General features: G+C 62.1%; 19 protein-coding genes and 1 pseudogene. 15 read left to right on the top strand and 5 right to left on the bottom strand.

Annotated features, from left to right (window positions below; all coding sequences use genetic code 11):
- Positions 1-2: 2 nt before the first annotated feature.
- From X726_RS160035 to X726_RS1000000168610, 3 genes are all read right to left on the bottom strand, one after another.
- The gene (locus X726_RS160035; RefSeq protein WP_245261015.1) at positions 3-377 is read right to left on the bottom strand and encodes a lasso peptide biosynthesis B2 protein; all 375 of its coding nucleotides are present in this window, start codon (positions 375-377) and stop codon (positions 3-5) included.
- Positions 378-402: 25 nt separating this feature from the next.
- Complete coding sequence (locus X726_RS160040) at positions 403-672, bottom strand: PqqD family protein (RefSeq protein WP_245259933.1); 270 nt, start codon at positions 670-672, stop codon at positions 403-405.
- A gap of 161 nt (positions 673-833) precedes the next feature.
- Entirely contained in the window at positions 834-986 is a 153-nt protein-coding gene (locus X726_RS1000000168610; protein ID WP_023684233.1) for a lasso RiPP family leader peptide-containing protein, read from the bottom strand.
- A gap of 485 nt (positions 987-1,471) precedes the next feature.
- Between X726_RS1000000168610 and X726_RS160045 the strand changes: the two genes are divergently transcribed.
- The 9 genes from X726_RS160045 to X726_RS160085 all read left to right on the top strand — a co-directional run bounded on the left by X726_RS160045 (position 1,472) and on the right by X726_RS160085 (position 12,119).
- Positions 1,472-2,596 (top strand): nucleotidyltransferase family protein, encoded by a 1,125-nt coding sequence (locus X726_RS160045; RefSeq protein WP_023668809.1) that lies wholly within the window; start codon positions 1,472-1,474, stop codon positions 2,594-2,596.
- A 142-nt stretch (positions 2,597-2,738) separates the two neighbouring features.
- Positions 2,739-3,761, top strand: coding sequence for a glycosyltransferase family 2 protein (locus X726_RS160050; RefSeq protein ID WP_023668808.1), 1,023 nt, complete (start codon positions 2,739-2,741; stop codon positions 3,759-3,761).
- A 127-nt stretch (positions 3,762-3,888) separates the two neighbouring features.
- On the top strand, positions 3,889-4,284 hold the full coding sequence (locus tag X726_RS160055) for a hypothetical protein (RefSeq protein WP_023668807.1): 396 nt from the start codon (positions 3,889-3,891) through the stop codon (positions 4,282-4,284).
- Positions 4,285-4,405: 121 nt separating this feature from the next.
- Positions 4,406-5,305: a glycoside hydrolase family 16 protein gene (locus X726_RS160060; protein WP_023668806.1), complete on the top strand. Its 900-nt coding sequence runs from the start codon at positions 4,406-4,408 to the stop codon at positions 5,303-5,305.
- 55 nt (positions 5,306-5,360) lie between these two features.
- Positions 5,361-6,692, top strand: coding sequence for a UDP-glucose/GDP-mannose dehydrogenase family protein (locus X726_RS160065; RefSeq protein ID WP_023668805.1), 1,332 nt, complete (start codon positions 5,361-5,363; stop codon positions 6,690-6,692).
- A gap of 31 nt (positions 6,693-6,723) precedes the next feature.
- Entirely contained in the window at positions 6,724-7,803 is a 1,080-nt protein-coding gene (locus X726_RS160070) for a glycosyltransferase (protein WP_023668804.1), read from the top strand.
- Positions 7,804-8,026: 223 nt separating this feature from the next.
- The gene (locus tag X726_RS160075) at positions 8,027-9,268 is read left to right on the top strand and encodes a glycosyltransferase (RefSeq protein WP_023668803.1); all 1,242 of its coding nucleotides are present in this window, start codon (positions 8,027-8,029) and stop codon (positions 9,266-9,268) included.
- Positions 9,269-9,489: 221 nt separating this feature from the next.
- On the top strand, positions 9,490-10,659 hold the full coding sequence (locus X726_RS160080; RefSeq protein ID WP_023668802.1) for a glycosyltransferase: 1,170 nt from the start codon (positions 9,490-9,492) through the stop codon (positions 10,657-10,659).
- Positions 10,656-12,119, top strand: a complete 1,464-nt coding sequence (locus tag X726_RS160085; RefSeq protein ID WP_023668801.1) for a lipopolysaccharide biosynthesis protein — start codon at positions 10,656-10,658, stop codon at positions 12,117-12,119. The genes X726_RS160080 and X726_RS160085 overlap by 4 nt, the downstream gene beginning before the upstream one ends.
- Positions 12,120-12,344: 225 nt before the next feature.
- Here X726_RS160085 and X726_RS1000000168605 read toward each other — a convergent pair.
- Positions 12,345-13,394 (bottom strand): annotated as a pseudogene (locus tag X726_RS1000000168605) (polysaccharide pyruvyl transferase family protein); the annotation flags it as partial.
- A gap of 294 nt (positions 13,395-13,688) precedes the next feature.
- On the opposite strand from X726_RS1000000168605, the gene X726_RS160090 reads away from it, so the two are divergent.
- The 6 genes from X726_RS160090 (at position 13,689) to X726_RS160115 (ending at position 21,326) form a co-directional block, all read left to right on the top strand.
- Complete coding sequence (locus tag X726_RS160090) at positions 13,689-14,861, top strand: glycosyltransferase (RefSeq protein ID WP_023668799.1); 1,173 nt, start codon at positions 13,689-13,691, stop codon at positions 14,859-14,861.
- Between the two features lie 44 nt (positions 14,862-14,905).
- Positions 14,906-15,901: a glycosyltransferase family 2 protein gene (locus tag X726_RS160095; RefSeq protein WP_023668798.1), complete on the top strand. Its 996-nt coding sequence runs from the start codon at positions 14,906-14,908 to the stop codon at positions 15,899-15,901.
- A complete protein-coding gene (locus tag X726_RS160100) occupies positions 15,898-16,845 on the top strand; it encodes a glycosyltransferase family 2 protein (protein ID WP_023668797.1) in 948 nt (315 codons plus the stop codon). The genes X726_RS160095 and X726_RS160100 overlap by 4 nt, the downstream gene beginning before the upstream one ends.
- Complete coding sequence (locus tag X726_RS160105; RefSeq protein ID WP_023668796.1) at positions 16,835-17,785, top strand: glycosyltransferase family 2 protein; 951 nt, start codon at positions 16,835-16,837, stop codon at positions 17,783-17,785. The genes X726_RS160100 and X726_RS160105 overlap by 11 nt, the downstream gene beginning before the upstream one ends.
- Before the next feature lie 75 nt (positions 17,786-17,860).
- Entirely contained in the window at positions 17,861-18,757 is an 897-nt protein-coding gene (gene galU / locus X726_RS160110) for a UTP--glucose-1-phosphate uridylyltransferase GalU (protein WP_023668795.1), read from the top strand.
- A 190-nt stretch (positions 18,758-18,947) separates the two neighbouring features.
- Complete coding sequence (locus tag X726_RS160115) at positions 18,948-21,326, top strand: polysaccharide biosynthesis tyrosine autokinase (RefSeq protein ID WP_023668794.1); 2,379 nt, start codon at positions 18,948-18,950, stop codon at positions 21,324-21,326.
- An 89-nt stretch (positions 21,327-21,415) separates the two neighbouring features.
- Here the strand turns inward: X726_RS160115 and X726_RS160120 are convergent, their stop codons facing one another.
- A complete protein-coding gene (locus tag X726_RS160120) occupies positions 21,416-22,117 on the bottom strand; it encodes a metallophosphoesterase family protein (protein WP_245260639.1) in 702 nt (233 codons plus the stop codon).
- Between the last annotated feature and the right edge of the window lie 25 nt (positions 22,118-22,142).

Genomic DNA, 22,142 nt, shown 5'->3' with positions numbered 1-22,142 from the left:
GCTCACTGGCCGTGGTCGACGAGATGGTTAAACCTGCCAAGCGAGCCGCCGAGCACGATATGGTCGCCGCTGACCAGCCAGGCATGCGCCTTCAACTCGGTGCCGGTGTCGCGCTCGATGCCGATGCGGATTTTTGAGGCGTTGCCCTGGCGGGCAAGCAAATATTGGCCGGAAAGCGCTTGGGTCAGACAGCTTGCGCCAGGCACCAGGCGGGCAGCCGCAGCCACGCCCCAGGCGACACGCCTGAGATCGCCGATGTCGGCTGGTTCGCGCGCGTCGAGCCGGGTCACCATGCGGCGCACTTTGTTGTAGGAAAGCAGCGTCAGCCCCAGCCGCACCGCCACGACCACCGCAAGGCAGTGGGCGAGAAAGAGCATCTCCGGCCCGCTCAGTGAGAAAGCTCTAGACAAGTTCCTCATCATGGAGCCTCGCAAGCCCGGCGTCCGCCAAGCCCTTCAACAATCCATCGACATCGGCCTTGCAGCGTTCCGGATCGACATTGTAGCGATCCAGCACGGCGCTGCGGATTTCGGAAATCGGCCGCGGCTCCTGGATCAGCTCCCAGATATAGGCGCCGACGCTGTTCAGGCTGTAATAGATGTTGGACCTCATATCGAGCAGGGCCAGGCCGTTGCCGAATTCGCAGGCCACGGCATCCTTGCTCGCGCTCATCCGATCATGGTCCGTGGGGTTCCAGTCCATCCTAAACCTCGCTCACAACCAACGCTTCGGCAATTCCGGACAAAGACGCGAGAGCCGGGGTTTGACCCCCGACTCTCCTTAGTGCGCTCTGTTTGCAGAGTCCGGACTTTGTCACCCCAACGAGAGAAGACTCAGGAGAAGGTGAGTTCGCCGACCGGCGTATGTGCCGGAAACGAGGCGTCGAGTGCCGTAGTACCGCTACCGCCTTGCGTGATGGTCTCGATCGAGCCGTGGACCGTCAGGCTAGGGGTTTCGTACTCATGCTTTTCAACATTCTGTTCCAATTTACTCTCCACTTGTGGACTGGAAGCGGCCTGTCGATTGCCGGCAGCGAGCTATTGCTGCACTGCAATAGCTGCATGGCAGCATTTATGAGTCAAGCCTGATTTACCAGCCGTTAATCAATTCTCGGTTGCGGTAGCCTTCAATGGTGATCAAAGCGCTTTGCATTTTCACATCCCAGGAGAATTCAGCAGAGTGTCCGAGGCCATCAACTAAGTATCTGATTTAATTACGCTAAATTTTCCTTCGAATGCTCCTCACTTGGGCGCTGGCGCATTCCCACAAAATTGTTGCTGACGTACCCGCCACAAGCCCCGATCAGGCGACGCCTTGCATCACGTTGTACGACTGTGTCGCCAGACGTCCAGGTTGCAGGAAAATTGTCTCCAAAGGAAAAACTGGACGCGGCGCATGAATTTGGCGATGCTTTGCTTCGCAGTTGCAATATAACGCGCCTGGCGAATTTTTTGCGGAGTTGCTGCAGCATATGGCATTGCAGGAAGGGACCTTCGAAAGGTTGCGCGCCGCTGGCTGCGCCGACGAAGTGGCCTATGTGCAGGCTTGCCTGCGGCTGTTCTTCGCCTCCAGGGCGAGCCCCAGCGCCGCGCCTGCACCGGCCATCTCCGTTGCCGATGTTTGCGATATCGCCAGGCTGAACAAGGTCGCCACCTTCATGCTGAAGGCGCTGTCGCGCCCACCGGCGGGCGAGACGCCGCCGGGATTGCTCGGGTGGCTCGACACTTATCGCCGGCGCACGATTGCGATGAACTCGTCCGGCATCATGGATTCGATGGCCATCGACAAGGCGCTGCGCGGCAGCGGCATCGATTTCGTGTTCCTGAAGGGGCCCCTCCAGCAGCAACTGCTCTATGGCGACCATTTCATGAAGCCGTCCGGAGATGTCGACATATTGGTGTCGCCGGCCGGCTTCTTTAGAGCTCGCGATGCGCTGCGCTCGATCGGCTACGAGGTCGCCGGCAAGTCCCGCTCCGTCTGGTGGGTGCGCTTTCTGGGCGAGCAGCACATGGTTCGCAGCCAGGGTCGGAAATTGTCCACCGTCGATCTCCATTACCGGCTCCAGCAGCCGGGATCGCCCAGCCCGCGCGATACGGAAGGGTTCCTGCGCCGCAAGCGCGCGCTTGCGATCGCCGGCTCCAGCGTGCCGTTCATCTCGGCCTCCGACACTTTGCTTCTGTCCTGCATCAGTGTCGCAAAGGCGCTGTTCAACCGCGAGCCATGCGCGGGCTATGTCTGCGATATCCGGGCCGCTGCCAGTCGGCTGAGCGAGGCCGAGCAGCAGACTGTGCTCGACTACGCGGCCGAGCAGGGGCTGGCCGACACCCTGCTGCTGGGCCTGCGCGCCGCCGATGTGCTGCTTGGTGGCGCCGGCACGCTGCTGTCGGATCGGGCCACCAGGATCCTGTCACGCATCGGCAATGAAGACCTGTTCCACATGGTCATCGCGCCGTGGCTGTCGTCGCTCAGATGGCCGCAACGGCGCACCGTTTTGTGGGAATTGTGCGGCCGCGAACCTGTCCGCTATCTGACCGAGGCCGGCTGGGCCGCGTCAGCCGACCTCAGCCGGCGGATTTTCGAGCGGGAAAGCCGGTGACGATGAGGGTCGTCATGCAGCAGGCAGATAACGTTCCGTCCCGATCCGCTGGGGATGGATCGGGGGATGGATCGGGGTCCGGCGCCGCGCGCCGGGAGGGCGAGGGGCCTCGCGACACTTTATGCAATCGAAAGGCCACCCTATGTCCATGACAGAATCCCGGGTCTGCGTGATCATCGCGGCGCGCAACGGGGCCCGGACCATTCCCGCAGCCATCGCCTCGGCGCTGCGCGAGCCGGAGGTGGCGGAAGTCGTCGTCGTCGACGACGCCTCCACCGATGACACCGCAAAGGTGGCCAGCGCTGCCGACGATGGCAGCGGCCGGCTTTCGGTCATCCGGCTCGACGCCAATCGCGGCCCGTCCTTCGCCCGCAATACCGCCATTGCCGGGTCGAAATCACCTTTCATCAGCATTCTCGACGCCGACGATTTCTTCCTTCAGGGACGGTTTCGCCAGCTGTTTGCCAGCGCCGACTGGGATTTCGCCGCCGACAACATCATGCTGATCCGTGACGATACGGCGACCGATGTCTCGAAGATCGTCGCCCCGTCCTTTTCGGCGGACCCGGAATTCCTCGACTTCGAGCGATTCATCGAGGGCAACATCTCCAGACGGCGTGTCCAGCGCGGCGAACTCGGCTTTCTCAAGCCGGTGATATCAAGAGCTTTCCTCGACAGGCATGGGCTGCGTTACGACGAGAACCTGCGTCTCGGCGAAGATTACGAACTCTACGCTCGCGCCTTTGCCCTTGGCGCACGCTTCAAGGTCATCCGTTCCTGCGGCTATGGCGCGATCGTGCGCGCCGATTCGTTGAGCGGGCGCCACAAGACACAGGATCTGAAGCGCCTCGCCGATGCGGATCTGGCACTGCTCGAGATCGACAGCCTGCCGGAAGGCTCCAAGGCCCTGCTGCGCAAGCACGAGCGGCATGTGCGTGACAAATACCGGCTGCGCAATTTCCTCGATGTGAAGGCCGAGCGCGGCATGGCGTCTGCCGCCGCCTATGCGCTGGCCAGCCAGTCGAACTTCATTCCCATCGTTGTCGGCGTGGCCGCCGACAAGCTCGATGCGTTGTTTCGCCACGCCGGTCTGTCCCCGCGGCAGCAGCCGGTGCCGCCTTTGCGCTTCCTCATGGCCGCTACCAACACGGCGGCGCAAAAGTAGGCTCCGCCAAGTCCGGGACGGCGGCCGCAAGGCTGAAAAAATTGCCTTTCTGAAACTCGGAGGTTGCCTACACGCCCCGACGATGGCACTGTATGTTGCGGTGCAGCAATTTTGGAAGGCCAACCGGATGGCTTCAATTTTCGGCTTCAGGTCCAGGGACCCAGCGCGCGACAAGCAGACCGATCTGGCGCGTTTCGACCGTCTGGCAAAGCTGTTGGATCAGATCACGGCCGAGATTGCGGCCGAGAAGACCGGGTTGGAGGCCCGCTACCGGTCGAAGTCCACCAACGCGGCCTTCCTGGTCGAGTCGATGGAGAACGGCTCGGCGTCGGCACGCAAGCTGTCGGAAGTCGGCGAGCTGACGAAGTCCATCCTGAACTGCGAACAGCGCATCGCCGAGCTGGTGCGCCAGACGAGCCGGATGAAGGAACTGCGTCATTCACTCGACGCGATCGTCGGCGAGGATGGCCAGAGTTCTGATTCGCACGGGGAATATGTCAAACCCGCAGGTCGCTTCGGCTGAACACGGTCACACGAGACACAGAAGAGAAAGTTCGGGGACGGAGGATCGGGATCGGCCCGTTAGCAATGTGGGCCAATCGGTGACTTTGGGTTGGGGCGGAACAGCACAAAGGTGAATTGATATGAACGCAGATCCGAAGACGACGCCCATGGCGGCAATCGATGCCATGATTTCGACGCGGCCAAATCGGCCAATGCGTCTTGTAAACCCAACGCGTCTTCTATCCGTTGGTGCGCTTCTGTTGGCGGCAGCCGCAGCTCTGCTCGGCGCCGCCCACCCCTCCCGCGCCCAGGACGCCTCCCCGGAGATGCAAAGCGCACCGTCCTTCGTCGACGATTTCAAGAGTTTCGATCGTTCGCGCTGGTATGTCTCCGACGGTTGGTCGAACGGCAATCACCAGAACTGCACCTGGTCGAAAAGCCTGGTAAAATTTTCCGACAACATGCTGACGCTCGGCTTCGAAAAGCGCAAACTGAAGGACCGCGAGTTCGCCTGCGCCGAGATCCAGACCAAGCAGCGCTTCGGCTATGGGACCTATGAAGCACGGATGAAGACCGACACCGGATCCGGTCTCAACGCCGCTTTCTTCACCTATATCGGCCCTGCCGACAAACAGCCCTGGTATGAGATCGACTTCGAGGTGCTGACCAAGGATACATCCAAGGTGCAGGTCAACAGCTACATCGCCGGCAAGCCCAAGAACGAGAAGCTGGCCGAGGTCGAAGGCGGCGCCGACAAGGGCTTCAACGACTATGCCTTTATCTGGGAAAAGGACCGGCTGCGCTGGTACGTCAACGGCAAGCTGGTCCAGGAAGTGACCAATCCCGAGCAATTGCCGACCCACTCGCAGAAGATATTCTTCAGCCTCTGGGGCAGCGACACGCTGAAAAACTGGATGGGCGCCTTTTCCGACCCCGGCCGCCAGGTGACGATGCAGGTGCAGCGCGTCGCCTTCACCGCGCTCGGCCAGCCGTGCCAGTTTCCGGAATCGCTGGCATGCAGTGTAAGCAGCATAAAGTAGATCTGAACCGGCCCGGCTATATAAGGCCAAAGGGCGTGAACAGGAATTAACCCGAATGAATTTGACGGTCTTTGGAATTGGCTATGTCGGTCTCGTGCAGGCCGCGGTGCTGGCGGAGGTCGGGCACCAGGTGGTGTGCGTCGATGTCGATGAAAAGAAGGTCGAGCGGCTCAACCAGGGCCTGGTGCCGATTTTCGAACCGGGACTGGAGGCCCTGGTCAAGGAGAACCACGCCGCCGGCCGCATCAAGTTCACCACCGATGCCGCCGCCGGCGTCAAGCATGGCGAGATCCAGATGATTGCGGTCGGCACGCCACCCGGCGAAGATGGTTCGGCCGACCTCAAATATGTGCTGGCGGTGGCCGAGACCATCGGCCGCGAGATGGACGGTCCCAAGATCGTCGTCGGCAAGTCGACCGTGCCGGTCGGCACCTGCGAAAAGGTGAAGGCCAAAATCGCCGCGACGCTGAAGGCGCGCGGGCGCCAGGACCTGGCTTTCGACGTCGCTTCCAATCCTGAGTTCCTCAAGGAGGGTTCCGCCGTCGCCGACTGCATGAAGCCTGACCGCATCATTGTCGGCACCAACAGCGAGGGCACCGAGGCGGTGATGCGGGAGCTCTACGCGCCGTTCAACCGCAACCACGAGAAGATGATCGTGATGGACGTGCGCAGCGCCGAATTCACGAAGTACGCCGCCAACTGCATGCTGGCGACCAAGATCTCCTTCATGAACGAAATGGCCAATTTGGCCGAGCAGCTCGGCGCCGACATCGAGGAGGTACGCAAGGGCATCGGCTCGGATCCGCGCATCGGCTACCACTTCATCTATCCCGGCCTCGGCTATGGCGGTTCGTGCTTTCCCAAGGATGTCCGCGCGCTGATCAAGACCGCCGAAGGTGTCAAGTTCGACGCCAAGCTGCTGCGCGCCGTGGAGGAGCGCAACAATGCCCAGAAGTCGGTGCTGTTCGACAAGGTGCACCGTTATTTCAAGGGCAGTCTCAAGGGCAAGACCTTCGCGCTCTGGGGCCTCGCCTTCAAGCCCAACACCGACGACATGCGCGAGGCGCCGGCGCGCGTCCTGATGGAGGCGCTGTGGCAGGCCGGCGCCAATGTGCAGGCCTACGACCCCGAGGCGATGCAGGAATGCCAGGCCATCTACGGCCTGCGCGACGACCTTTTGTTGTGCGGCACCAAGGAGGCGGCACTGCGCGGCGCCGACGCGTTGCTGATCGCCACCGAATGGAAGAGTTTCCGCGCCCCGTCCTTCGACGCGGTGAAGGATGCCCTGACCACGCCGGTCATCTTCGATGGCCGTAACCTCTATGATCCCAAGGTCATCGCCCGTCACGGCATCGAGTATTTCTCGATCGGCAGGATGGCGGCGTGAAGGCAGGGCGGCACAACGCGGAGCCAGGTTCATGAAAGTTCTGTTTGCAGGCGGCACCGGCTACACGCCGCAATTCAGCGGGGGCGTCCAGTCGAGCACCCACCACCTGGTCGAGCAATTGCGCGAAAACGGTCACGAGGCATCCGTTCTGGCAGCGCTGTTCGGCGACGGCATGTTCGGCTTCAGGGCGCGCGCCAAGATGAAGCTCCTTCGTCAGCGCGCGGTCATCGACAATTTCCCGGGCTATCCGGTTGTACGGGCGTGGTTCCCCTGGGAAGCGGCCGACTTCGCCGTCAAAAAGTTGAGGCCGGATGTCGCGGTCGTGCAGTGCCACAATTCGGTGCCGATCGGCAGAGAGCTGCAGAGGCTTGGCGTGCCGCTGACCGTCTATCTGAGGAATGTCGAATTCGACGAATTGGCCGGCGATCTGCGTGAGCTCCATTCGGCGGTCTATATCGCCAACTCCGAGTTCACCGCGCGCGCCTATAAGGCAAAATTCGATATCGATTCGACGGTTATTCCGCCGACCATCAATCCCGCGTTCTACAGCACACCGACGACCGGTGAATTTGTCACGCTCATCAATCCATATGAGGAAAAAGGCTTCGATCTTGCGGTGCGCATTGCCGCCGCCTGTCCCGAGATCCCGTTCCTGTTCGTCGAAAGCTGGAAGCTCGACGACGATCATCGAGCCCGGATCGAAGCAACAATCTCTCCCCTCCAGAACGTCAAGCTGGAAAGCCGCACCAGCGACATGAAGACGGTCTACGGCCGCACGAAAATCCTGCTTGCGCCCAGCAAATGGGAAGAAGCCTGGGGCCGGGTGGCCTCGGAAGCGCATTGTAGTGGCATTCCCGTGGTCGGCTCGCGGCGCGGCGGTCTGCCGGAAGCGATCGGCGCCGGCGGCGTGGTACTGGACTACGACGCCCCGCTCGCCGACTGGGTCGCAACGATCAGGCGGCTGTGGAGCGATGAGGCCGAGTACAAGCGGCTGTCAGCGACAGCACGTCAGTTTTCGGAGCGGCGGCAGATGAACCCCGACAGCCAGTTCGCAACGTTCATGGGCGTTCTCGACCGCGCAAGACGTGTCGGTTTGGAGCGCGCAGCCTAAACGCGTCGTGTTGCATTTCAGCTGAGACGCTGCACGACCGTGGTCGCGCTAAGATCCCGTTAGCCAGGTCCAGGCGTCGTGCGCCCGTCCGGATCACTTTTAATTGCTGCAGTGCAATATTTTGTGGCACTGCAGGAATCAACGTGTATTCTGCCTGTCTACATTAGGGCTTGTGCGATATGGACCGCTTGGTCCGAGCAAGCCCCAACCTTATGGGCGGGTCATGCGCGTGGGCTTTGTCGTCGGCGAATTCCCTCTGCTTTCGGAAACCTTCGTCGTGGACCAGATGGCTGGGCTGCTGGCGCGGGGCTTTCAGGTCGAAGTGGTCTGCGAAAAGATGCAAGGTGACCACCGAATTGACCGGCAAAGCGAGCCGATGGCGACGCTGCTCGCCAGAACCCGACATTGGTGGCGATGGGCCGCTGTAATCAGCAAATTTGTACAGCGTCTGCCGCCGCGTCTGCGATACAAGGCCTCGACCGTTCTCGACATCGCCTTTGCACGCCGCCTGAACCGCTGCGACGTGATTGTCGCCCACTTCGGACAGAACGGCGAGAGAGCAGCCGCACTGAAGAAATGGAAGGTGCTCGAACCACCGATCATAACCATCTTTCACGGCGCTGACGTGGCGATCCCGGCGCGGCAGGCAGTGCTCGCGACACAATATGCCGGGCTGACCAAGCATGGGACCCTGAACCTGCCCGTCAACGATTACTTCCGCACGATGCTGCTGGAAGCCGGCCTGTCCCAGGCGAGCACGACGGTCCACCATATGGGAATTGACACCCGCGAAATCGGCTATCGCTGGGAATCGTGGGAAGGCACCCAACTGGTCGTGACGACGGTTTGCCGCCTGGTCGAAAAGAAAGGCGTCGAGTTCGCCTTGCGAGCCCTGGCCTCTCTCAAGGCCTCCCAGCCGCAGCTAGACTGGCGTTACGACATTGTTGGCGACGGTCCTCTGCGGATGAATCTGGAGAAGCTGGCCGTAGAGCTGGGCTTGGCTGGTCGCGTAACATTCCTCGGCAGCCTCCCTCACGCAGAGGTGAAAAGACGGCTTCGCATGGCGCATCTCTTTTTGCTGCCAAGTATCACTGCCAGCGACGGGGATATGGAAGGCATTCCGGTCGCGCTCATGGAGGCCATGGCCGCCGGATTGATTGCGGTCAGCACGTATCATTCGGGAATCCCGGAGCTCATCAAGGATGGGGAGACGGGGTTGCTTGCGCCCGAGCGAGATATTTCAGCGCTTGCCGGCAAGCTTGCCTGGGCCGGGGAGCACCCGACCGAATGCGAGCGTATCGCGCTTGCCGCACGCCGCAAAGTCGAGGACGACTTCAACGCAGATGTTCTGAATGAACGTTTTGCGCAGATCGTTACCCAACTGGCCACATCGAGCCCTGCGCATGAACCTGCCGGTCATGTCGGCGTTTCCGAGGGCTTGGCGGATCCTTCATCTGCCGGCTGACACCGCTCCTCTGCGTTTGATCGGCAGACACGCCAAGCCGAGGGAAATCTTGCTACACTGCACCAAAAATGTTGCAGTGCAGCAAGACCTGTACTAACGTCCCTGCGGGTGGGCCAACAGCGGTAGAGTTCCATGCTGCATGTCTTGTGCCTCCGGCACCCTGTTTTCGGCCCGGCTTTTGTCAAGGGCACACCGGCTCTCCGCACGAGCGCATCCTGCCGATGAAGATTTGCTTCGTAGTCGACAAGTTCCCTTCATTGTCCGAAACCTTTGTTCTCGACCAGATAGCCGGATGCCTTGAGCGCGGCATGGAAGTCGGCGTCGTCTGCAACGAGACGTCCTTCGGCAGGGACAGCAACATCGATGATCCGCGCTGGCAGGCGCTGCCAGGAAAGGTCGTATGCTGGTGGGGTGGCCTGGGTCGCTATCGCCCGCTGCTCAGGAAATGGTCCGGCAGGTTCTGGGACAAGCTCTCGACCGCCATCGACATTGCTCATGCGCGAAAACTGCAGGGCGCCGACGTCATCGTTGCCCATTTCGGCAACAACGGCATGCGCGTGGCCCGCGCCATCAAGCGCGGGAGGATTTCCGCTCCCCTGGTGACGATATTTCACGGCCGTGATGTCGGCGAACCGCTGCATGACAATACGCTCGCGCGCTACAAAATTGTGTTCGAAAAGGGCGTTCTTCAACTGCCGGTGAATGCGTTTTTCCGCGATGCCTTGATTGAGGTCGGTGCATCGCCGGAGCAGGTTGTGGTTCACCATATGGGGGTGCGGCCGAGTGACATCGACTATCGGTGGCGTTCATGGGAGCAGGCTACGCTCTCTTTCATCTCGGTCTGCCGCCTGACTGAAAAGAAGGGCATCGAATATGCGCTTCGCGCGCTTGCTGGCCTGCCGCGGCGAGACTGGATCTACTCGGTGATCGGCGGCGGAGAACTTCTCGAGGAGCTGAAGGGGATCGCCGCAGAGCTCGGCATTGCCGACAGGGTGAATTTTCTTGGCCCCCGGCCGCACAGCGAAGTCAAACAGCGTCTGCGCGATGCGCATGTGTTCCTGCTGCCCAGCGTCGGCGCCCGCGATGGCGATCTGGAAGGCATTCCGGTTTCGCTGATGGAAGCGATGGCCGCCGGCCTGACGGTGGTCAGCACATATCATTCCGGGATCCCTGAACTGATCGATGATCACAAGACGGGTTTTCTCGTGGCTGAGCGGGACGTTGCGGCGCTGACCGGCAAGCTTGCCTGGATCGCCGAGAATCCGAAGCCGTGTGAAGGGATCGCTCTCGCGGCGCGCAAGAAGATCGAGGCGGAGTTCAACTCCGATCTGCAGAACCAACATTTCGTGGAAATCGCCATGCGGCTTGGCGAAACGAGGTCGCTTGCATGAACGCCAATCCGCCCCCCCAGTTCGGTCGTGTCGCCCTGCGTGGCGGGCTGGTAACCATCGGCGCCCAGGGCTTCAAGATGGCGATCCAGTTTCTCTCCGTCATCGTGCTGGCCCGTCTGCTCGTCCCAGAGGATTTCGGTCTGGTGGCTTCCGTCGGGCCGATCGTCGCCTTCGTCGGGCTGCTTCAGAATCTGGGCCTGCAGCAGGCTGTGGTTCAGCGCAAGGACATCAGCAACCAGCAGCTCAACCAGGTGTTCTGGATCAGCGCGCTCGTCGGGCTGGGCAGTGCCGTGGTAGTGGCCGGCCTGGCGCCTGCCATCGCCGCATTCTATGGCGATAAACGTATGTCCGGCATCACCCTTGGCTCCGCCCTGCCGCTGCTTCTCGGCAGTCTGGCCGCAGTGCCGCTGGCGTTGATGAACCGGCACCTGCAGTTCGGCCAGCTCGCACTGAACGACGTGATAAGCGCCGCCGCCGGACTTCTGGCCGCCGCGATCGCGGCCTATGCGGGGTTGGGCTACTGGTCGCTGGTCATCGGCCCGGCGGTTTCGGCAGCTATCGCCCTGGCTGCCGCCTGGCTGGTGGCGCGTTGGACGCCTTTGCGGCCGGACCTGAAGGTTGATGCCGATATATTGTCGTTCGGCGCCAACCTGACCGGCTTCAACCTCGCCAACTTCTTCTCGCGCAATCTCGACAACATTCTCATCGGAAAATATTCCGGTGCGATCGAACTCGGCTATTACGACCGCGCCTACAAGCTCCTGTTGTTCCCGCTGCAGAACATCAACCAGCCGCTGACACGGGTCATGGTGCCGCTGCTCAGCCGCATCCACGATGATAAGGCCCGCTTTCGCGATATCTATGTGCGCACCAACTGGATGCTGGCGGCCGTTACCATGCCTGGCATCGCGGCGCTGACGCTGACCTCCAATCAGATCGTCGGACTTCTCTTCGGCGCGGGCTGGGCACCGGTCGCACCGATCTTTGCCTGGCTGGGCATCGCCAGCCTGGTCCAGTCCGTTTCAAGCACGACGGGATGGATATTCATCTGTCAGGGCAAGACGAAGACCATGTTCCATTGGGGCATCTATTCGTCGCTGACGACCGTCGCTGCCTTCGTCGTCGGCCTGCACTGGGGCGCCGTCGGCGTTGCCGCGGCCTATGCCATCAGCGGTTACGTGCTGCGCGTTCCCGTGCTGGCGCTACTGGTCCATCGCGTCGGTCCGGTGACCGCCGCCGACTTCCTGCTCATGCAGGGGCTTTTCATCGCCTCGTCCCTGCTTGCCTGGTTCCTGTACCTGTGGTTGCCGGCGTCTCTAACGGGCCAGTCAGACCTGCTCGCGGTCTTTTTGGCGCTTGCCCTCAACTACGGCATCGGTCTCGTTTTCATGCTTGCCGTCCCGCAGTCGCGACGCGCTTTGTTCACCACCCTGTCCAACGCCGCGCGCAATATCCGCTGAGCGGCCGGCGATCAGCGGCGCCAGCAGGTTTGTGGCCGACATTGCCGAAGCATGTTCTTCGAGCACGGCCTGAAGGCTTGTCTTGCGATAGCGGTCGAGATTTCCCGCAAACCGGCCGAGCTTTTCGCGCGCCTCTTCGGGCGTCACGGTGTCGATGTCGAGCAGCACATCGTCGACACCGATTCGCTTGGCCACTTCCTTGGTTTTGAACTCGTAGGCGATCGGCAGCACCGGCGTGCCGACGCAAAGCGACATGATCATCATATGCATGCGCGTCGCGACGACGAAGTCGAAGCCCTTCACCAGCGCCATCAACTGGTCCGGCGTGTGGAACGAAGCGTCCACTGTCACGTGGCTGGCGATCTCAGGATCGAGCTCGGCAACGATGGCCTGTGCGGTCTTGGAATCGTCATGGGCATATTCCGGCACGCCCTGACACGTGGAGACGAAGGTCACCTCCTTGCCAAGGTCCCTGACAAGAATTGTGGCGATCTCGCGGACCGAATCCAGATAGCGGCGCATGCCGCCCTCACCGTCGCTGACGTAGTTCCAGTGGCGGACCGAAATAGCGACGCGGCCCGTCGACGCCGGCGGCTGGCTGGAAGCGAGACGCTTGCGGATCCTGTCGGTATCGGCCAAGGCGAATACGGCATCGGCCACCACGTGGCACTTGCCGAGATCCTTCACCAAGTCCCGGATATGGGTCCGCGACCGTTCGTCGCGCAACAGGATGAGCGGACTGCGGTCAAAGATCGGGCCGAGCTCCTGGCGGTTGTAACTTTTGTCGAACGGACCGAGGGATTGCGTGAAGAAGACCGGATCTTTGCCAAATACGGCATCGAGCCTGAACTGATTGAGGCGTCGTTCGAGATTGTAGTTCTCGACGAGATAGGTTCCCCCTGTGGTGACCACCATGTCCGCGTCGGCGTAGATATCGAGACCGCGCCGGTCGCGATGGCTGAAAAAATTGCCTAGCGCGCTGCTGCCAAACCAGCGCAGGGCCTGGAGAACGAGCCGATTGTAGATCGGCTTGAACCGGTCCCTCAGCCCGCTGCCATTCTTGTATCGGAACAGGGATTCCGACAGCAGCTTATGAAATTCGAGGTCGGGATAATCCGTCTTCGGATAGAGTCGTTCCGCAACCTCGGGCTGGCTGTCGAAGACGGCAAACCGCACGTCGCCTTGCACGATCGTCTTGAGAATGTGGCGGATCGCCAGCAGAATCGCCGCATCCCCGGTATTCAGGCAGACTGTGTTTTCAACGACGATCTTCATGGGATACCTCATTTCGTCAGCAGATTCCGCGGCGTGGCCTGCGGTGCCTAGGACGGGCATGGTGACCGAAAATACCCACGCCAGGACGATCCCGATGCGGCTCGCGTCACAATCCATCGCTGCATCGGGCTGGGTGACCAGCCAGAGCGGCGCTCAAGCCCGACGGAGGGTAACGCATCAATTTTGCAGTGCAACAAAAAACGTGCACTTATGCTACGGCGCACCAAAAATGTTGCGATGCAGCAAAAGCTGGGTTAGCATTCCCCTGGGTGGGCCAACAGCGGTCGAGTTTTCATGCTGCATGTCTTGTACCTTGTGCACGATGTTTCCGACCCGGCGGTGCGCCGGCGGATCATAATGCTCAAGGCAGGCGGCGCGCGGGTCACGTTGGCCGGCTTCCGTCGGACCACAAATGCTGTTCCCGACGTCGAGGGGCTGCAGCCGGTCGACCTCGGCGCGACGCGTGACGGCCGATTCGGCCAGCGTCTGGCGGCGGTCGCCAAGGCGGCGCTGTCGATAGGCTCGAAGCTTGCGGCGATGCCGAAGCCCGACCTCATCATCGCGCGCAATCTGGAAATGCTGGCGCTGGCCAGGCGCGCCAAGGCCGCCTTTCGCGGCGGCGTGCCGATCGTCTACGAATGCCTCGACATCCATCGCCTGGTGCTGCGCAATGACATGCTGGGCAAAGCACTGCGCAAAGCGGAGCGTTATCTCGCCCGCGACGTGAAGCTTCTGGTGACGAGCTCACCGGCCTTCATCGCCAATTATTTCAAGCCGTTCGGGCAGGTCGCCGCACCGGTGGAACTGGTCGAAAACAAATACTTCGAAACCGCGCCGATCGCCTTGGATGACAGGTCAACGGCCGAAAACCCTGCAGCACCCCCGTGGCGCATCGGCTGGTTCGGCGCGCTGCGCTGCCGCCGCTCGCTGGAGCTGCTGGCCGACTTCACGCGCCGTCAGGGCGGGCGCTTCGAGGTCGTCCTCCGGGGCCGTCCGGCACTCTCGGAATTCCCGGATTTCCACGCTTTTGTCGAGGCCGAACCCTATCTCTCCTTTCGTGGCCCCTACCGCAACCCGGAAGACATGGCCGCGATCTACGGCGAAGTGCATTTTTCCTGGGCGATCGATTTCTTCGAGGAAGGGCAGAATTCGGAATGGCTGCTGCCCAACCGCCTCTATGAGGGCTGCCGCTTCGGCGCCGTGCCGATCTCGATGGGCAATACCGAGACCGGGCGCTTTCTCAACCAGCAGGACATTGGCATCCTGCTTTCTGCTGCCACGCCCGAAATCCTGGAAACCGCGCTCGGCCGCATGGACCAGGAGCACTTCGGCAAGGCCAAGGCGCGTGTGCTGGCCCGCAACCCACGAACCTGGAGCTACGACCGCAGCGACTGCCGCGCCTTTGTCGACAGGCTGCGCGGTCTGGCGGCGGTCCCCGGTCCCTTCGTGACCGAAGCGCTGGCTTAGCGATGGCTGATGATGGGAAAAATACAGAGTATGGGAAGGCGCCGATGACGCAAACCGAAGCGCTTCCGTCGAGCCTGATCGTCATTCCGTGCCTGAATGAGGCAGCCCATATCGGCGCGCTGCTCGAGCAGCTCAGGCCGGCAGCGCTAAGGCTCGGCGCCCGCATCGTCGTTGCCGATGGCGGCAGCACCGATGGTACTTTGGCCATTGTCGAAGCGGTTGCGGCCAAGGACCCTCAGGTCGTCCTCCTGCACAACCCAAAACGTATCCAGAGCGCGGCGATCAATCTCGCCGTCGCCAGCCTCGGTGACGGCGCCGAATACCTGATCCGCATCGATGCCCATGGCGGCTATCCCGCCGATTATTGCGACCGGCTGGTCGAGGAGGCGCTCGCCACTTCAGCCGATTCGGTCGTCGTCTCGATGCTGACCAGCGGCAGCGGCGCGGTGCAGAAAGCGGTCGCGGCGGCGCAGAATTCCAAGCTCGGCACCGGCGGCTCCAAGCACCGGCACCTCTCGGCCGGCGAATGGGTCGACCACGGCCATCACGCGCTGATCCGGATTTCGGCCTTCACCGCGGTCGGCGGCTATGACGAGAGCTTCAGCCACAATGAGGATGCCGAACTCGACTACCGGCTGCGCCAGGCTGGCTACCGCATCTGGATGAGCGGCAAGACGCAGATGGTCTACTATCCGCGTTCGTCGCTGAAGGGCCTGTATTTCCAATATCTCGGCTATGGCCGCGGCCGCGCCAAGAATGTGCTCAAGCACCGTATGATCCCGAAAGTTCGGCAGATGATCCCGCTGCTGGTGGCGCCGGTCGTCCTTCTCGCGGTATTTTCCTTTATCCACTGGCTGGCGGCGGTGCCGCTGCTGGTCTGGACTTCGGTCTGTCTGGGCTACGGCGCTGTGACCGCCATCAGCCAGCGCAATCCCAACAATGTGCTGGCGGGCATTTCGGCGATGGTCATGCATTTCGGCTGGTCGCTCGGGTTTTGGCTGCAACTGCTCGGCTCGCGATCGCAGCGCGGGGTGGCATGATGGTCGCCGACAGCCGCCGAATCGACATCTGCGTCTGCACGTTCCGGCGGCCGGAACTGGCCGACACGCTGCGGTCGCTCGCTGCCATGGATATGCCTGCCGGTTTCGGCATCGGCGTCATCGTCGCCGACAATGACGACGAGCCGACCGCCGAGCCGCTGGTGACCGCGCTGGCGAGCGAATTGAAGCTCGTGGCCCGCTACCGGCACGCCCCGGCGCGCAACATCTCGGTTGCCCGCAACGCCTGTCTTGATGCCAGCACGGCCGATTTTGTCGCCTTCATCGACGACGATGAAACCGCTTCCCGGCAATGGCTGGCCGAACTGATTGCTATCGCGGAGACAAGCGGCGCCGAGGCCGTGCTCGGTCCGGTGCGGGCGCTCTACCGCTCGGATGCGCCGGACTGGATGCGCAAGGGCGATTTCCATTCGACCTTGCCGGTCTGGGTGCAGGGCGAAATCCGCACCGGCTACACCTGCAACGTCCTTTTGAGGATGAGCGCCGACAGCTTGCGCGACCGTCGTTTCAGCCTGGCGCGCGGCCAGAGCGGCGGCGAGGACACCGAATTCTTCGACCGCATGGTCAAGGCAGGCGGTCGCATCGCCTTTGCGCCGGAGGCGTGGGTCGAGGAAGTCGTGCCGCGTTCGCGAGCCGCTTTCGACTGGCTGCGCCGCCGCCGCTTCCGCTTCGGCCAGACGCACGGCCACCTCATCGGCCATGACGCAGGCGTGATACAGCGTGCGAAGGCTGTCGGCCTTGCCTCGGCCAAGGCCGCCTATTGCTTCGGCATGGCGGCGTTGACCGCGATTAGCCCGGTCCGCCGCAACCGCAGCGTGCTGCGCGGCATCATGCATGTCGGCGTCGTCAGCGGCCTGGTCGGTATCAGCGAAATTCGCCAATACGGACTGTCTTCCCCGCAGCAAGGAGGCAAGCGTGCAGCCTGACGTCTCCTTTGTCATCGCAGCCCACAATGCCGCGGCCACGCTCGACCGGGCGATCGCAAGCGCCATGGCCCAGCGCGATGTCAGCGTCGAAATCATCGTCGCCGATGACCAGTCGCGCGACAACACGCTCGACGTCGCAAGAGCCTATCCAAAAGATGTCGTCAAAGTGGTTGCGCTGCCGGCAAATCGTGGCCCTGGCGGCGCCAGGAATGCCGGCCTCGACCTCGCCACAGGCCGCTGGGTCGCGGTGCTCGATTCCGACGATGCCGTCCTGCCCGGGCGGCTCGCCGCCATGATCGCGCGAGCCGAAAGTGCGGGCGCTGTAATCGCCGTCGACAACCTCCAGGTGGTGCGCGAGGACGGCATTGCCGAAGCGACGATGTTTCCCGCCAAATATCTGGAGGGCCTGCGTGAAATCACGCTCGCCGACTACATCGCTGGCAACATCGTTTTCGAATCCACGTTCAACCTTGGCTATCTCAAGCCGATCTTCCAGCGCCGTTTCCTGATCGAAAACGGGCTTCGCTATGATGAAAGTCTGAGCATAGGCGAGGATTACATCCTGCTCGCCAACGCGCTGGCCAAGAGCGGAAAATGCGTCGTCGAGCCGACGACCGGCTATATCTACCACATCCGCACGGGCTCGATCTCGCGCGTGCTCGAGCTTCACCATATCGAGGCGATGCGCAAGGCCGACGCGGTCTTCGCCGAGACCAATTCCATGGACGCTGCTGCTGCGGCCGCCTTCGCCAAACGCGCCCGCAGCCTGCGCAAGGCGGCATCGTTCCTGTCGCTGGTCCAGCACATCAAGGCGCGTTCGCCGTTGAAAGCGATACGCACCGCGCTAAGTGATCCGGCGGCTGTCAGGCACATGTCGATGCCGATCGCCGTCCGCCTCAAAAGGGTGGCGGCGCAGTTTGCCGTCGGCGCGGAGAGGTAAGGAGGGCGAGTACATGAAGACGTTTGTTCGTGGCCTGCAACAGGCTGAAATCGATCTGCTCAGAAGGAATTTGCGATGAAGAAAATCAGGAAGGCAGTCATCCCTGTGGCGGGGCTTGGAACACGGTTCCTGCCGGCAACCAAGTCGATTCCGAAGGAGATGCTGCCCGTGGTCGACCGGCCGGTCGTCCAATATGCGGTGGACGAGGCCTTCGAAGCCGGCATCGAGCACATCGTGTTCGTCACCGGCCGCAACAAGGCTGTCATCGAGGACTACTTCGACCTGCACCCCGAACTGATTGGAACGCTCGAACAAACCGGCAAGAAGACCCAGCTGGAGGCGCTCGAAAGCATGCTGCCCGTGGCCGGCGCCACCAGCTTCATCCGCCAGCAGTCGCCACATGGTCTCGGCCATGCGGTGTGGTGCGCACGCGAAGTCATCGGCGACGAGCCCTTCGCCCTGCTGCTCCCCGATATGGTGTCGTTCGGTCGCCGAGGTTGCCTGGCTGAAACAGTCGATCTCTATCAGCAGACCGGCGGCAATGTGATCGCCGTCGAGCGCTGTGATCCCAGCGAGACCAGCAAATACGGCATCGTCGGGCGCGGCGCCGAGACAGGCAGCGGCTTCGAGGTGACGGCCATGGTCGAAAAGCCGGCGCCGGCCAATGCGCCGTCGAACTATTACATCAACGGCCGCTACATCCTGCAGCCCGAGATCTTCTCGCTGCTGGGCAACCAGCAGCGCGGCGCCGGCAACGAAATCCAGCTTACCGATGCCATGGTGCGGCTGGCGAAAAGCCAGTCTTTCTTTGCCCAGCCTTTCAATGGCCGCATGTTCGACTGCGGCTCCAAGGAAGGCTTCATAGAGGCGACCATCGCCTTCGCGCTGGCGCGCGACGACATGAAGGGACCTGTGCTGGAAATGCTGCAGGCGTTCGTGCGGTCGCATGAGCGTCAGGAAGTGGCCGCATAATGCCCATCTTTCGAGGGCATATGCGTTTGGACGATGGCGCGGCTCATGCCTGCACGCCTGGCCGCTCAGGCCCGGCGCCGGATGGCATGAAGCTTGCGTTGCATATCTTGCCCCCGATCTCCGCAGCTTCGGACGAGGTGGGACCTGACCCGTCTCGCTCCGGCGCCTGTAACCTAGAATTGGATCGAAGATGAATTATGCCAGCTTTCCTCTCGACAAGAGGATGCCATTGCCCAACCCCGATCAGGAAAAGGGTGAAGACTTCATCGACGTCGAGCGCCTGCTTGGCATGGCGGCGCGTCAGGTCAAGGTGGTGGCGGTCTGCGCCATCATTGGCCTGTTCCTGGGGTTGCTCTATCTGCAGACCACGCCCAAGCAATACATGTCGGTCGCCAGCGTGCTGATCGACGAAGGCCTGAACAAGGTCATCGACGACATCTCGGCTGCATCCGTCACCATGCAGACCGACGCCGCCCTGCTCAGCCAGATCGAAATCATCACCTCGGCGCGGCTGGCCTCGGTGGTGGTCGACAAGCTGAAACTCGACCAGAACGCAGAGTTCATGAACCCGCCGCAATCGGCGCTGGTCAAGGGCATCGGCTTCGTGCGCGGCGTGATCGGCTATTTCCGCTCAAGTTCCGCCGAGCAGATTCCCGGCATGGAAAACGTCGATGAGGCGACACGCCAGGCCATGATGCAGACGGCGCGCCACGACTATGCCGTGCTGAAGCTGCAGAGCGAGGTGCTGGCGCAGCGCAACGGCCGCTCCTATGTGCTCGCCATCGGTTACCAGTCGACCAATCCGGCGCTCGCCACCGCCATCACCAAGGCCTATGCCGACGCCTATCTCGCCGACCAGCTCAATGCCAGCTTCGACGCTACCGAGCGCGCTGCGGTCTGGCTGCAGGGCCGGCTGACCGAGCTTCGTCAGAACTCACAGGCGGCCGCTATGGCGGTCGAGAAATTCAGGGCCGAGCATGGTCTGGCCGCCAACAGCGACGGCCAGCTGATCAGCGACAAGCAGATTGCCGATCTCACCGCGCAACTGATCGTCGCGCAGGCCGATACGGCGCGCGCCAGCGCCCGCTACCAGCAATACAAGACCATCGTCGAAAGCGGCTCGGACAATGCCTTCAACGATTCCGCCATCTCAAGCGATCAGCCGGCAAGCTCGGTCATTGCAACGCTCAAGACCCGCTATCTCACAGTGGCCAAGCGGCTGCAGGATGTGACGGCCAATTTCGGCGCCGACCATCCGCAGGCGGTGGCGCTGGCCAAGGAAAAGGCCGATCTGTCGACCCAGATTTTCGGCGAGTTGAAGCAACTGACCGAAAGCTATCGCAATGAATATGAAGTCGCGCTTTCACGCGAGACCTCACTGAGGCAGAAGATCGCCGACGCGGCCGGCAAGAGCTCCATCGACAACCAGAGCCAGGTCAAACTGCGCGAACTAGACCAGCAGGCGCAGGCGCTGACCACGCTCTACCAGACCTTCCTTAGCCGCTACGAGGAGGCCTCGCAGCAGCAATCCTTCCCGGTCGGCAAGGTCCGCATCATCTCGGATGCCTCAACGCCGCTTTCCGCCTCAAGCCCGCGCACCTCCAGGGTGCTGGCGCTGTCGCTGGTGCTTGGCGTGCTGCTTGGCGCCGGCTTCGGTGGCCTGAATGAGTTCAACGAGCGCTTCTTCAGGACCGGCGAGGACATTCGCGATCGCGTCGGCCTCAAATTCCTCGGCTATTTGCCGATGATCGGCGGCAGGCTCGGCAAGGACGCCGACGGCGGTGCGGCGGATGCCAAAGGCGCCAACACATTGTCGGCGGCCGAGAAACGGGCGCGCATGCGGGTCAGCGTCGATGCGCCGGCATCGATGTTCTCCGAAACGCTGCGCAACGCCAAGATCGCCTTCGACGTCGTCATGGAAGGGCAAGGCAGCCGGGTCATAGGCGTGGTCTCGGTCCTGCCCGGCGAGGGCAAGTCTACGGTCGCCGCCAATCTCGCCGGATTGCTGGCCGCCAACGGCTCGAAGACGCTTTTGATCGATGCAGATCTGCGCAATCCTGGCCTCAGCCGCAACCTCGGCATGGAGGCCGAGCAGGGATTGATGGAAGCCGTGGTCAACGGCCAGACCTGGCAGTCGGTCGGCAAGGTCGACCGCCAGACCAAGCTGGCGATCATCCCGGCCGTGCTGCGTGGCCAGTTCTCGCATACCAGCGAGCTGCTGTCATCGGCCGGCATGCGGCGCTTCATCGACAACGCCAAGGAGACGTTCGAGTACATCATCGTCGACCTGCCGCCGCTCGGCCCCGTGGTCGACGCCAAGGCGTTTGCGCCGCTGGTCGACGGCTTCGTGCTGGTTGCCGAATGGGGCCGCACGCCGCGCGCCATGGTGCGCTCGCTGCTGGAGCAGGAACCCTACGTCGCAAGCAAGGTCGTCGGCGCCGTGCTCAACAAGGTCGATCTGAAGAAGCTGCCGAAATACGGCTCGCTCGGCGGCTCGGAAAAGTTCTTCGACCGCTATTCGACCTACTATCTGGAGAAATCGGACGTGCGGGCCAAGACCGCCGCCTGAACGGAGCGCGATCCTGAAAAGGAGCGTGATCCGGAAAAGCGGATCCGGTTTTCGGAAAGGATCACGCTCAAACGAAGAAGCACGGCAGGTCAGGAAAAGATCAGCTTGCCGAATTTACCCGCGATCCTGAGCGCTGTCAGCCGGCCGCTTTGAAAGGCGCCGGTGTCGATGCCGAGCCTTCGCCCGTCAAGCTTGGGGATATCGACCGGCGTGTGCCCATGCACCACAAAGCGGTCGAGCAGATGGGCGGCGTTGAAGAACTCGTCGCGGATGTTGAGCAGGTCCTGCTCATCCTGTGCGACCAGGTCGATACCCGGCCTGATGCCGGCATGGACGAAAACGAATTTATCCGAACAGAGCAGCACCGGCAGGCTGCGCAGAAAGTCGATATGGCTGGCCGGAATGACTTCCTTCACGCGCCGGTCGACCTCGTCGCTCGAGGCATAGAGGCTGGCAAGCCGCGCCGGATCGACCCCATAGGAAAACAGCGTCTCGCGGCCGCCGACCGCCAGCCAGCGGTCCCGCGACAGATATCCGTCGAGATAGTTCAGCATCGCCACTTCGTGGTTTCCCGCCAGGCAGACGCGCAGGAACCCTGTTGGCGGTAGCGCCAAGACATGGTCGAGCACGCGCGCCGATTGCGGCCCGCGATCGATATAGTCGCCGAGCATGACGATAATCTTGCGGCCGCGAAATTGCAGCGCGTCGAGCTGGATCTTCTGCTCCAGCGACAGCAATTCCTTGTAGCAGCCATGCACGTCGCCGATCGCGTAGACGACGGTGTCGTCCATATCCATTTCCAGGCGCTCGCGCGGC

The sequence above is a fragment of the Mesorhizobium sp. LSJC285A00 genome, assembly GCF_000503155.1.
GTDB lineage: Bacteria > Pseudomonadota > Alphaproteobacteria > Rhizobiales > Rhizobiaceae > Mesorhizobium.
This window is presented reverse-complemented; position numbering and strand designations above follow the sequence as displayed.

Excerpts from the sequence above, each read along its gene's own strand:
- X726_RS160035 (WP_245261015.1), bottom strand. The coding sequence starts at position 377 with ATGCTCTTTCTCGCCCACTGCCTTGCGGTGGTCGTGGCGGTGCGGCTG.
- X726_RS160040 (WP_245259933.1), bottom strand. The coding sequence starts at position 672 with ATGAGCGCGAGCAAGGATGCCGTGGCCTGCGAATTCGGCAACGGCCTG.
- X726_RS160045 (WP_023668809.1), top strand. The coding sequence starts at position 1,472 with ATGGCATTGCAGGAAGGGACCTTCGAAAGGTTGCGCGCCGCTGGCTGC.
- X726_RS160050 (WP_023668808.1), top strand. The coding sequence starts at position 2,739 with ATGTCCATGACAGAATCCCGGGTCTGCGTGATCATCGCGGCGCGCAAC.
- X726_RS160055 (WP_023668807.1), top strand. The coding sequence starts at position 3,889 with ATGGCTTCAATTTTCGGCTTCAGGTCCAGGGACCCAGCGCGCGACAAG.
- X726_RS160060 (WP_023668806.1), top strand. The coding sequence starts at position 4,406 with ATGAACGCAGATCCGAAGACGACGCCCATGGCGGCAATCGATGCCATG.
- X726_RS160065 (WP_023668805.1), top strand. The coding sequence starts at position 5,361 with ATGAATTTGACGGTCTTTGGAATTGGCTATGTCGGTCTCGTGCAGGCC.
- X726_RS160070 (WP_023668804.1), top strand. The coding sequence starts at position 6,724 with ATGAAAGTTCTGTTTGCAGGCGGCACCGGCTACACGCCGCAATTCAGC.
- X726_RS160075 (WP_023668803.1), top strand. The coding sequence starts at position 8,027 with ATGCGCGTGGGCTTTGTCGTCGGCGAATTCCCTCTGCTTTCGGAAACC.
- X726_RS160080 (WP_023668802.1), top strand. The coding sequence starts at position 9,490 with ATGAAGATTTGCTTCGTAGTCGACAAGTTCCCTTCATTGTCCGAAACC.
- X726_RS160085 (WP_023668801.1), top strand. The coding sequence starts at position 10,656 with ATGAACGCCAATCCGCCCCCCCAGTTCGGTCGTGTCGCCCTGCGTGGC.
- X726_RS160090 (WP_023668799.1), top strand. The coding sequence starts at position 13,689 with ATGCTGCATGTCTTGTACCTTGTGCACGATGTTTCCGACCCGGCGGTG.
- X726_RS160095 (WP_023668798.1), top strand. The coding sequence starts at position 14,906 with ATGACGCAAACCGAAGCGCTTCCGTCGAGCCTGATCGTCATTCCGTGC.
- X726_RS160100 (WP_023668797.1), top strand. The coding sequence starts at position 15,898 with ATGATGGTCGCCGACAGCCGCCGAATCGACATCTGCGTCTGCACGTTC.
- galU (WP_023668795.1), top strand. The coding sequence starts at position 17,861 with ATGAAGAAAATCAGGAAGGCAGTCATCCCTGTGGCGGGGCTTGGAACA.
- X726_RS160115 (WP_023668794.1), top strand. The coding sequence starts at position 18,948 with ATGAATTATGCCAGCTTTCCTCTCGACAAGAGGATGCCATTGCCCAAC.
- X726_RS160120 (WP_245260639.1), bottom strand. The coding sequence starts at position 22,117 with ATGGACGACACCGTCGTCTACGCGATCGGCGACGTGCATGGCTGCTAC.